Raw genomic sequence first — 1724 nt, forward strand, 5'->3', positions numbered from 1 at the left:
GCTCGCGGCGCTGGCCTTCGACAACCGGGGCGGGGCGCGGCGGCTGACCGAGCATCTGCTCAGCCTCGGGCACCGGCGGCTCGGCTACGTCGCCGGGCCCGCCGACCGGACCACCACCCGCCACCGGCTGGCGGGCCACCGGGCGGCGATGGCCTCGGCGGGGCTGGAGGCGGACGGCGAGCGGCTGACGGTGCACGGCCCGTACGACCGGCGGTCCGGCTACGAGGCGGCCTGCGAGCTGCTGCGGCGGGCACCGGACCTGACCGCGCTGGTCGCCGCGAACGACACGGTGGCGCTGGGGGTGTGCGCGGCCCTGCGCGACCGGGGGCTGCGCGTCCCGCAGGACGTGTCGGTGGCCGGCTTCGACGACCTGCCGTTCTCGGTGGACGCGGTCCCGGCGCTGACCACGGTGCGGCTGCCGCTGCACGAGGCGGGCGCGCGGGCCGGCCGCCTGGCCGTCGGGGCCGAGCCGCCTCCGCCGGGCGGCCGCGCGACGATCGCCGGCGAACTGGTCGTGCGGGCCTCGACCGGGCGGGCGGCTGAGCGGCCCTGACGCCACCGCGGACGCCGAGCGCGGCGGCGGGGCCATAGGGAGGAGGTCACGGGGTACGTTGCCCGGGGCCGGACCGGCGCCGGCGCCGCGCCGCGGGTACGGCGGGGCGCGGGGCCGTCGGCCGCGGCCGTGCCGACCTGTCGACGTGTTGAGGAGTCCCGACGTGAAGTACGCCTTCTCCACCCTCGGTGTCCCCGGGATGCCGGTCCCCGAGGTGGTCCGCCTCGCCGCGGAGAACGGCTATCAGGGGGTCGAGCTGCGGGCGCACCCCGAGGAGCCGGTGCACCCCGGTCTGGTGGCGCACGAGCGGCGCGCGGTGGCCGAGGAGTTCGCCCGTGCCGACCTGGCGGTCCTGGCCGTCGCCGGGTACGCCAGGGTGGCCGAGGCCGGGGACGACGAGCCGGTCTACGAGGAGCTGCACGGGCTGCTGCACCTGGCGGCCGATCTGGGCGCCCCGCACGTGCGGGTGTTCCCCGGCGGCGGGGGGCTGGAGGCGGCCGAGGCGGACGCGATCGCGGCGCGGCGGCTGGGCGCGGCCGCGGAGGTGGCCGCCGAGCTGGGTGTCCGCATCCTGCTGGAGACCCACGACTCGCACCGCACGGGGGCGGACGTGGCCCGGGTGGTGGGCGCGGTCGGGCACCGGAGCGTGGGCGCGCTGTGGGACGTGCTGCACCCGTGGGCCGCGGGCGAGGCGCCGGCCGCGACGCACGCGGTGCTCGCCCCGTACCTCGGCTACCTCCAGGTGAAGGACGCCGCGTCGGGGGTGGAGACCACTCCGCTCGCGCTGGGCGCGGGATCGGTGCCGCTGGCCGAGTGCCTGGCGCTGGTGGACGAGGCCCGCACCAGCAACGCCCTGATGGACGACGCCCTGCTGGACGGCGGCGAGGTGTGGGCCTGCTGGGAGTACGAGAAGCGGTGGTACCCCAAGGCCGCCGAGCTGCCCCCGCTGCTCGCCCCGGGGCTGGCGCACCTGAAGGCCCTGGCGGGCTGAGGCCCGGGGCCGGCGCGGCCCGCGCGCCCCCTCGTGTAGCGGGAGCCGTCGCGGCACGGGGCGGGCGCGGCGTGCGCGGTTGCTTGACCTGGCAGTTACTTTCCGGCTATGCGTGACTCCTTGGAAGTTTCCTTCACTCCGGGGTCTCGGCCCTTCGCGGGGCCCGCCCCGCCCTCCCCG

The 1724-nt window shown here is 78.3% G+C and carries 2 protein-coding genes; both read left to right on the top strand.

Annotation, left to right across the window (positions count from 1 at the left end):
• Nucleotides 1-553: LacI family DNA-binding transcriptional regulator (locus C6N75_RS27335; protein WP_146132691.1), on the top strand; the 553-nt coding region annotated here is incomplete at its 5' end.
• 163 nt (nt 554-716) lie between these two features.
• Nucleotides 717-1544, top strand: coding sequence for a sugar phosphate isomerase/epimerase family protein (locus C6N75_RS27340; RefSeq protein WP_105871549.1), 828 nt, complete (start codon nt 717-719; stop codon nt 1542-1544).
• Nucleotides 1545-1724 lie beyond the last annotated feature (180 nt).

This window comes from Streptomyces solincola, from assembly GCF_002982015.1.
Classification (GTDB): domain Bacteria; phylum Actinomycetota; class Actinomycetes; order Streptomycetales; family Streptomycetaceae; genus Streptomyces; species Streptomyces solincola.